The organism is Phyllobacterium sp. P5_D12 (genome assembly GCF_054049495.1).
On sequence record NZ_JBFUMG010000800.1, the window covers coordinates 1 to 1,556 of the forward strand.

The 1,556-nt window shown below is 57.3% G+C and carries 2 protein-coding genes; both read right to left on the minus strand.

The features are described 5' to 3' along the window. A partial coding sequence (locus tag ACXJ5O_RS26525) for a flagellar hook-associated family protein (protein ID WP_457302514.1) occupies positions 1-736 on the minus strand: 736 nt, incomplete at its 3' end. Positions 737-738: 2 nt separating this feature from the next. Then, positions 739-1,556: flagellar basal body rod C-terminal domain-containing protein (locus tag ACXJ5O_RS26530; RefSeq protein WP_457302515.1), on the minus strand; the 818-nt coding region annotated here is incomplete at its 5' end.

The window sequence follows — 1,556 nt, forward strand, 5'->3', positions numbered from 1 at the left end:
CCGCCATCATTGTGTAGCTCATTGCGAGCTGGCGGAATCCCGCATTGTTGGCGCTAACCGACGTCTCCGCCAGCTCAGTTGGCGCAATCCGGCTCTTGACGAGCGTATCCGACGCCGAAGACCAATTGGCCGACCAGGAAGCGGAATCGAATTCCGCCGCGAGCGACGTGTCCAGGTAGGTTTTCATGTCTGCTGCGCTGATATTTGCTACCTGYGGGTCAGTGGTCGGGAAGCCGAAGTAACCCTGAAACGACTGCAAAACAGCGGCCTTGGCGGGATCGCCTGCTGAGCCGTAGTCACCCAGCGGCTTTACGTCAGTGTTCTCTCCCGCGAAAATATACTCACCATTGTAGCTGGTGTTGATCAGGTCGGTGGCGGTCTGCAACAGGCCCTTCGCTTTGTCGACGATAATCGAACGGCCCTCGCTCGCCCCGCGCATCGCCGTCACATTGCCGAGAAAATCCTGCGATCCCTTGATGACATTGCTCAAGGCATCTTGAGAGGCTTTCATTCGTTCAGAAATCAGCCCATTGGTCTGGGTCAAAACTGTCAGCCGATCGTGCTCTTTGCGCAGAGAAATCGACTGGCCCGTGCGGCTTCCAAGGGTAAGCCCTGTGTCGAAAACAAAACCCGTTGTGGCTTCCTGATTCGCCTTGACCAGTTCTGCCTGGGCCTTGGCGATGATATTACGCGTCGAGTTGGATAGCATATAGGATGAAACCGACTGGGTCTTCATATCTATCTCACCGCCTGAAAGAGTTCGTTCAACATGGCGTCAACCGCGGAGATGATCTGCGCCGATGCCTTATAGGAATGTTCGAGATCGAGCATCGACGCCATCTCCGTGTCGATATTCACGCCACTGGTATTGGAAATTGCGTCCTCGGCACGCGATGCCAGAACGGTGTTGTACTCATTGGTCTGGGTTACGGATTTGCGCTTGGTCTCAAGCGAACTGATCGTGGCCGCAGAAAAATCAAGGAGACTTTTCCCATCGCCGGCGGCTGCATCCGGATCGTAGTTGCGAGGCGCCGAAATAGAGCCGATGAGATCCTGAAGCCGCGCTGAAAATCCTGCCGAGCCGTCGGGATTCTGTACATAATCTGCACCGGCCGCCCCGCCATCTCGCAAAAGCGCGGGATTGCCGCCTTCGGTCAGGATGAAGGCGGCAGAAACCTTGATTGTGCCGGCAATGCCCGGGAGAATCGCCGCGTCCGCCGGCATTGTTGGCGCACCTGAATACGTGAACAGGCCGGGCACCGTCGGTAGCGTCGCCGGTGTCTTCTGGTCCCTTTCCGCGAACATGCTGACGAGGCTGCGCGCTATCTCGTCGAGCTGGTTTTGATAGGCCGGCGCCGTGTCGTCGCGCAGTTGCAACAAACCGCTGAGGCGGCCAGTACCATAGGGCTGCTGAAATGTTCCATGCGATAGGGGCACGCCGTCGACATAGACATCGTTGCCGCCTGTACCCGCGCTGAATGCGCTGGTCGGTGTGAAGCTGACCGTGCGCGGTGAACCTTCGAAAAGAGTTACACCGGATTCGGCAAACACCACCA